This window comes from Brevibacillus sp. SYP-B805 (genome assembly GCF_011059135.1).
Taxonomy (GTDB): Bacteria; Bacillota; Bacilli; order Brevibacillales; family Brevibacillaceae; genus Brevibacillus_F.
This window is the reverse complement of record NZ_JAALGD010000007.1, coordinates 185,998-193,680: the sequence shown is the minus strand read 5'-3', so window position 1 is coordinate 193,680 and position 7,683 is coordinate 185,998. Positions and strand designations below refer to the sequence as shown.

The 7,683-nt window shown below is 56.4% G+C and carries 5 protein-coding genes and 1 rRNA gene; all 6 read right to left on the bottom strand.

What is annotated here, in order from left to right; all coding sequences use genetic code 11:
- Nucleotides 1-93, bottom strand: a 16S ribosomal RNA gene (locus G3578_RS11130); the annotation flags it as partial.
- Between the two features lie 388 nt (nucleotides 94-481).
- A complete protein-coding gene (locus G3578_RS11125; protein ID WP_206529623.1) occupies nucleotides 482-2,449 on the bottom strand; it encodes a TRAP transporter permease in 1,968 nt (655 codons plus the stop codon).
- Complete coding sequence (locus tag G3578_RS11120) at nucleotides 2,439-2,951, bottom strand: DUF1850 domain-containing protein (RefSeq protein ID WP_165212615.1); 513 nt, start codon at nucleotides 2,949-2,951, stop codon at nucleotides 2,439-2,441. The genes G3578_RS11125 and G3578_RS11120 overlap by 11 nt, the downstream gene beginning before the upstream one ends.
- A gap of 29 nt (nucleotides 2,952-2,980) precedes the next feature.
- Nucleotides 2,981-3,979, bottom strand: coding sequence for a TAXI family TRAP transporter solute-binding subunit (locus tag G3578_RS11115; RefSeq protein ID WP_206529634.1), 999 nt, complete (start codon nucleotides 3,977-3,979; stop codon nucleotides 2,981-2,983).
- A gap of 182 nt (nucleotides 3,980-4,161) precedes the next feature.
- A complete protein-coding gene (locus G3578_RS11110; RefSeq protein ID WP_165212613.1) occupies nucleotides 4,162-5,529 on the bottom strand; it encodes a sigma-54-dependent transcriptional regulator in 1,368 nt (455 codons plus the stop codon).
- Nucleotides 5,501-7,471 carry a transporter substrate-binding domain-containing protein gene (locus G3578_RS11105; RefSeq protein WP_165212611.1) on the bottom strand — a complete coding sequence of 657 codons (1,971 nt, stop codon included), beginning with the start codon at nucleotides 7,469-7,471 and terminating at the stop codon, nucleotides 5,501-5,503. Before G3578_RS11105 ends, G3578_RS11110 begins: the two co-directional genes overlap by 29 nt.
- Between the last annotated feature and the right edge of the window lie 212 nt (nucleotides 7,472-7,683).

Sequence of the window (7,683 nt, the reverse complement as noted above, 5' to 3'; positions counted from 1 at the left end):
TCCGCCGCTGGGGCCCGAAGGCCCCCGCTCGACTTGCATGTATTAGGCACGCCGCCAGCGTTCGTCCTGAGCCAGGATCAAACTCTCCAATAAATCGAAAGATATTGATCAAAGCTTCATTCTCAAAGAATGACTTGGCTCGCTTCACGCGTTCGCTGTTCAGTTTTCAAAGAGCATCGAGTCGAACATTTGCTACTATATCACGTTCATACTTTAAGAGTCAAGCATGAATTTCTCGCAATGTGACTCATTTGTTTCCCGTATCGCTCAGCGGCGACAGTGAATACTCTATCACATTACCCCGAGTAAAATCAATAGTAAAAAAAGGTAATCTACCGGAAGAAAAACAGTTCTTTTTATCATGGAGGTTCCGCAAGGAATGGAGCTTCGCACCGTTGCCGCAGGCCGGAGGACGGGAAATGTGGATCAACCGAAGTTGTAGAAAAAAGAACCGGAGCATCTCTCCGATTCTTTTTTCACCCTATGCTTGTATGATCACCGTATGCCTTTTCTTTCTGTATTGATAAACGGAAACGGCCAGCAGAAGCGCAATGCCTGCGGCGGTATACATCCAATCCGCAAAAACGAATGCAAGCGCGGAAGCAATGAGCAGCAGCCGTCCAAGCCAATTCAGCCGTGCAAACAGAAACCCTTCCGTCGCGGCTGCCAGTGCAATCACCGCCAACAGCGTGGTAATGGTGGCCGTCACAATATCGGCAACACTCGCGTTCAGTATCAGCATGCCCGGTTTATACACGAAAATAAAGGGGACGATAAACCCGGCCAAAGCCAGTTTGCAGGAGATCCATCCCGTCCGCTGCGGTTCGGAACCGGCGATTCCCGCCCCGGCAAACGCAGCAAGCGCGACAGGAGGGGTCAGGTTGGCAATAACGCCGAAATAAAAGACAAACAAATGGGAGATCAGCGGATCGATCCCATAATTGGAAAGGGCAGGAGCCGCCATGGTCGCCGTGATGATATAGCAGGGAATGGAGGGAAGCCCTAACCCGAGTACGATAGAAGCGATCATGGTGAAAACGAGGGTCATGAACAAGCTTCCCTGTCCCATCATCAGGATGATGTTTGCCAGCTTCAACCCCAACCCGGTCAAACTGAACACACCGACCGTAATGCCGACAGCCGCACAGGCCGCTGCGACGCCGAGCGTTTCCCGCACACCGTTTTCCAGCGCCTGCAGGATATCCCGCAGACCCATCCTGCTGGACTTGCGGAAGGCCGCGATCACAACGGTCGCCACAATCGTAAAGAAAGCCACAAACGTCGGCGAATACCCAAGCATCAACAGTACGACAAGCATGACCAACGGGAGCAGCAGATGCCCGCGCTCTTTCATCACATCCCGGAGTTTGGGCAGTTCCTCCTTGCGCAAGCCGCGAAGATCGTCTCTGTCCGCCCGCAGGTGAACCTGTACAAGAAGCCCGAAGTAGTACATCAGCGCGGGAATCAACGCGGCGATGGCAATCGTAATATAAGAGACGCCCAATGTTTCCGCCATAATAAACGCAGCGGCCCCCATCACCGGCGGCAGGATCTGTCCCCCCACCGCCGCCGTCGCTTCCACCGCTCCGGCGAATTCGGGCTTATACCCCACCCTCTTCATCATCGGAATGGTAAACGAACCGGTCGTCACCACGCTGGCGACGGCAGAACCGTTAATCGAGCCATGGATGGCGCTCGCGATCACTCCCACTTTGGCAGGTCCGCCCTTGCTCCCCCCGGCCAGCGCGAGCGACAGATCATTAAAGAGCGTGCCCATGCCGGACTTGGACAGAAATGCCCCAAAGATGATAAACAGGATGATGTACGAAGCGGAAACGGCGATGGCGTCGCCGTAGATCCCCTCCGTCGTCACATACATGTAATTGAAAATATCGCTCAGCGTATACCCCCGATGGCCAAACTCCCCCGGCAGATACGGTCCCAAATAGGCATAAGCGACAAAAATCACCGCCATGCCCGCCAACTCCCAGCCGGCAACCCGCCGGGAAGCCTCCAGGACAAGCAAGCAGGTGATGGTCGCAAAAACAACATCAGCCGTGGAAGGGATCCCTCCCCGATTGACGATCTCCAGATAGTAGATAAATATATATCCCGCCGTTCCCAGGGAGAGCAGGGCCAAAAACGCGTCGAACAGGGAGAGCCTCTTTTTGGATGCCCCCTTCCACCCGGGGTAGAGCAAGTAAATCAGGCACAAAATAACGGCAACGTGCAGGGAACGGTGTTTCAGCGTCACAAGCGGACCGGCGAAAGCCGTATAAAGATGATACAGGGCGAATGCGATGGCGATGAAGGAAACAAGAAGCCTCAGCCATTTGTTCTCAAAGACGCGGTATCCGGCCTCCCTGTCATACGCTTCCAGCACCGCCTGGGCTTTCGCCTCGTTCTCCCGCACCTCTTCCGCATGGGGCCGCTTCACATCATGATTCAACTGCCTTCACATCCTTTCCATCCGGTCTGAACAGCACCCGATACCACCACGGCCGCCATGCCACGCTCATTTCAAGAGACGTATCAAGCGGCACAAGATCGGGCAATCTCCATGTTTGCGCGCCGACCGTAAGCTTGTAATCATCGCGTGAAATCAAATAGACAACCTCATCCCGCCGATCATCCAGCCCGGTGACCACGACCCAGCCCCCCTGCACGCGCACCTTCGCATGCTCAAACACGGTCGGCACCCCCGCCCCAAACGAACGGAACGCCGTTTCGATCAGTCTGATCCCGTCCGGCCAGGCCACTTCATAGGTTTCCCGCCAGGGCGTCAACTCGACGGAGTGGGTCCACTCCACGGAAAACCTGTCGCCCGGCCAGACCGGAACAGCCGCTACCGTTCGGTGGGTGTGGAAATCACGAAGAAGAAAAAAGGGATGGGGCCCCGTCAAGATGAGCCCCACAAACAGGAGGAAAAGGGGTAAGCGGTACTTGATCATCTTGTTTTCCTCCCCTGCAGAAAGGTTGGTCAGTTCGCGCCAACCTCTTTCAAGTACTTTTCCGCACCCGGATGGAGCGGAACCACGAGGTTTTTGCCCGCTTCTTTGATATCAATCTCCTTGGCTGCACTGTGCGCCTGTCCCAGGGCGTCCATATTTTCAAAAAAGATTTTGGTCAGCTTGTATACCTGATCCTCGGACAGATCGGCACGCACCAGCATGATGTTGCGGATGGCGGCCGTCGGAATGGGCTGATCGTTTTTGTACACGCCTGCCGGAATCTCCGCCTTCACAAAGAAAGGATACTGCTGCGCCAGTTTGTCCACGTCCGCCGGTTGAATCGGGACGATTTCCACATCCTTGGTGGTCATCAGATCGATCACGGTGGAGTTGGGCAGACCGGACGTAACGAACGCGGCATCGATGGCATTGTTCTTCAACTGTTCAATCGCTTCCGCATAGGACAGATAGTCCGGCTTGATATCGTCATACGTAATCCCGTGGCCGGCCAGCACCATGCGGGCGTTCACTTCCACGCCGCTGTTCGGCGCGCCGACGCCCACGCGCTTGCCTTTCAGATCGGCAACCGACTTGATGTTGCGATCCTTCAGCGTGACGATTTGGACATAGTTCAAATAAAGCCCCGCCATGGCCCGCAGATCCTTAATGGGGCCGCTCTCTTTAAAGTTTTCGGTTCCGTTGTAGGCGAAAGAAACCGCGTCAGACATCGCGAACGCCAGGTCCACTTTTTTTGCCTTCAGCAGATTTACATTTTCCACGGTAGCGCCGGTCGATTGCACCGAGGCATTGTAGCCAAGCTTCTCTTTGTAGAGCTTCGCCATGGCGCCGCCGATGGTGTAATAGGGCCCCGAGCTTCCTCCTGTGGCAATCGTCAGGAATTTCTGCTCCGAGCCGCCTGCCGCAGGAGATGCTTCCGAACCGCCGGTATTGGCGGCAGGCGCCTGTCCACAGGCGGTTACGGTCAGCACCAGCAGCGCGGACGCGAACATGGAGACCATTTTTTTCAACACGTGTAGATTCCCCCTCTCTGATAGATGAAAGCGCTTTCGATCAGAGGGAGTAGCAAGGACCGTGCCAACCGGGCATCTCCTTCCATTCGCAGGTTCCACGGGGCCGCGATGCGGGAGAGATGGACTCAACCCGGCAAAAAATGCCGCTTCCCCCAGGCAATTTTTGCCGCAGCGGTACATTATTCCTCCCCCAGATACTGTTTCAGTTTTTGCCGCAGCCCTCGTTCGCTGATCCCCAACCGTTCCGCCGTCTTTCGGCGATGGCCGCCATAATGGCTGAGCGTCGTCAGGATCACCTCGCGCTCCACTTCCTCCAGCGTCATCCCGATCGGAATGAAAAGACCCGGTTCGCCGGACTCTCCCGTCTTCGCTTCCTGCCTCTGCTGCCAGACAACGGGAGGCAGATCCGCAGGCGTGATCTGTTCCTCGCGGGATAGCGCTACGGCATACTCGATCAGATTGGCCAATTCACGGACGTTGCCGGGATAACCGTAATCGTAAAGCAGTTTGAGCGCCTCCGGTGTACAGGTTTTCCGCGGCTTCCCCATATTGGAAGCGCTGACAGTCAGAAAATGCTCGATCAGCAGCGGGATGTCTTCCCGCCTTTCCCGCAGGGCCGGCGTTCGGATCGGGATGACGTTGATGCGATAATACAAATCCTCGCGAAAAGTGCCTTTGGCTACTTCCTCCTGCAAATTGCGGTTGGTGGCGGCGATGATGCGGATATCCACTTCCTTCGCGTCCGTCCCGCCCAGCGGAGTGACGACGCGTTCCTGCAGGACGCGCAGAATTTTTGCCTGCAGGGCAAGCGGCATCTCGCCGATCTCGTCCAGAAATACGGTTCCCCCGTGCGACCGTTCCAGTAATCCCGGCTTCCGCTGAAACGCGCCGGTAAACGCCCCTTTTTCATAGCCAAACAATTCGCTTTCCAGCAGATTCTCCGGAATGGCCGCGCAGTTGATCACATGGAAGGGGCCGCTGCTGCGAGCGCCCAGGTGATGGATCGCCCGCGCCACCAGCTCTTTCCCCGTGCCGCTCTCCCCGGTGATCAGCACATTGGACGGAATATCCTTCACCCGCTCGATCAGTTCGAACAGCTTGACCATCGGCTGACTTTTCCCCACCAGCCCCGCGCAGCTCTGCGTCTGCTTGACCGCTTCACTCAACTCTTTCACCTGCTGGTGAAGCTGGCGGTATTCCATCGCCTTGCCGAGCAGCAGCTTTACCTCATCCAGATGAAGCGGCTTTGTCAAATAGTGAAACGCCCCTGCCTGCATCGCGGCAACAGAGGATTCAATCGTGCCGTAGGCGGTCATCATGATAACCGTGACATCGGGCTTGGCTGCCTTGAGCTTGTGGATCAAGTCGAGGCCGTTCTCCGCTCCCAGGTTGAGATCCAGCAAGACGCAGTCGATCCCTTCCTGTTCCAGGAGCATCATGCCCGTCTCACCATCCTGGGCGGTCCACACCCGATACTCGTCTTCCAACGCAAAGGTGAGCGACGAACAGATGGCCGGTTCATCGTCGATAATTAGCAGCTTCCGCATACGCTTCCTCCTCCCTCTCGGTGTCCGGCTGCCGGTCCGGCCTAAAACAAAGGATAAACGTGCTTCCCCTTCCCTTTTGGCTGGTCACCTCGATCCGGCCGCCGTGTTCGCGCATGATTCGATCGCTGAGGTACAAGCCCAGGCCGATGCCTTGGCTCTTCGTCGTATAGAAAGGCTGGAACAGATGAGGAAGGTCGCTTTCCGCGATCCCTTCGCCCGTGTCGGTGATCGAGAGACGCAGTTCGTTCCCTGCCTCCCGCAGCGCCAGGCGCAGCCGTTTTTCTTCCTTGCACGCCATTGCCTCCATCGCATTGAGCACGAAGTTGATCAGGATCTGCTTAAGCCGCGCCCGATCCCCCCACACCCATGCTTCAGCAGGAATCTGCAGCTCCACATCAATCCCCTCCGCCGCAAAGCGTTTGGCGAACAACCCGCTGACGGAACCGACCAGCTCTTTGATGTAGACCTTCTCCATCTGGATGGGCTTGCTGCGCGAATAGTCCAGCAAATCCTCTAGGATTCTGTTCATCCGTTCCACCTCTTCCGGCACATAGCGGAGCAGTTCGTCCCGAAACCGCCGATCGTCCAATTTGCGCGGCAGCAGCTCAACAAATGCCTTGATGGCCGTGAGCGGATTGCGCAGCTCATGGGCAATCCCGGCTACGAGCTGGCCGAGCGCCCGCATTTTTTCCTGCGCGATGAGGCGCGCCTGAAGATGCTTCTGCTCCGTCCGGTCCTGCAGGCTGACGATCCACCCTGCCGCTTCCCCGATCCGGTTGGCAAACGGCGCCACATAGTAGTGAAGAATCCGCAGCGTGCCATCGCTGTAATGGATTTCCCCCTCGTACTGCCGCCGTTCTCCCGCTTTCCACACCGGTGGAATCAGCAGCTGCGGCAAGCGTTTTTCCAGCGTGTCCCCCATCGCGCCTTCATCGAGATGCAAGAGCTGTCGGGCCGTCTGATTGATCAGCGTGATTCTGCCGTCCGGATCAAGGGAAATGATAGCGCTTTCAGTATTGTCCAGCACCGTGCGCTGAAAGGCGAGGAAGTCGGCCAGGGCCATCGTTTGCTTCCGCACCTCCGCTTTCAACCGCTTGTTCCAGAAAAAGCTGAGCAAAAGCCCCATGGCGATCACGGCGATCAACCCGACCAGGCCGATCACCATTTTGCGCCAGAAATCCGTCAGATGGGCGGCATAAGGTTCAAAGTAATGGCTGTAGATGCGGCTGTAGGTGCCGTCCCGGTATACCGCCGCCAATCCGTCGTTCAGTTCATGCAGCAGGGCATAATTGCCTTCCCGTACCGCCAAGGCATAGTCTGTCGGATTGATCATGCCGGAACGCGCCTCGTACTCGTCCCATTTGTGCAGCTTGCGCAGGGTATATTCCGCTGTCCAGCGATTGCCGATATAAGCGTCGGACCGGCCGAGCACCAGATATTGAATGGCGTCCGGTTCCGAAAAAGCAACCAGCATTTTCACTCTTCTGACACTTTCCAGCAGGTCGATGGACGTGCTCTCCCGCTGGACGGAAACCACCTTGTCCTTCAGATGGTTCAGCGTGTAGATGCTTTGGTTGGATTTGGGCACCAGCAGGACCTCTGACATGGTAAAATACGATTCGCTGAAATCGAACAGCTTGTCCCGGGTGCTCGTATATTTCATGCCGGCGATCACATCCACCCTGCCGTTTTTCAACAGGGCCAGCGCATCCTCCCATTCAGCCGGAACCCATTCCACCCGATAACCCTGCAGCTGGGCGATCGCCCGAATCAGGTCGATCGACAGACCGGCGGCATCCCCGTTTTCATCGACGGACGAAAAAGGCGGAAGGTTCCGGTCAAAGGCAACGCGGATTACTTCCTGATCATTCACCGCGGACGCAGGCACCGCCGCCAGCCAGCAGGACAGTAGGCATGCCAGACAAGCAAGAAACCGCCCCAATCCCTCTCCCTCCCCTCTGCATTGAGCACACCGTTTGCCCTTCTATTATACACAACATTTTCCAGCAACATGAAAACCCCGCCGACTTAAGCTAACGCTGGTGTCGGCGGGGGCCCCTCAACCTTTCTACCTTCGCTTTAGCTCTTTAAAGTACTTAAACTTTCCAATATATCATGAAAGGCCGCCTTCCAGTCAAGGAAAGCGGCCTGATG

What these genes read in the sequence shown, in the direction of transcription:
- G3578_RS11120 (WP_165212615.1), bottom strand. Translation starts at nt 2,951, where the DNA reads ATGATCAAGTACCGCTTACCCCTTTTCCTCCTGTTTGTGGGGCTCATC.
- G3578_RS11110 (WP_165212613.1), bottom strand. Translation starts at nt 5,529, where the DNA reads ATGCGGAAGCTGCTAATTATCGACGATGAACCGGCCATCTGTTCGTCG.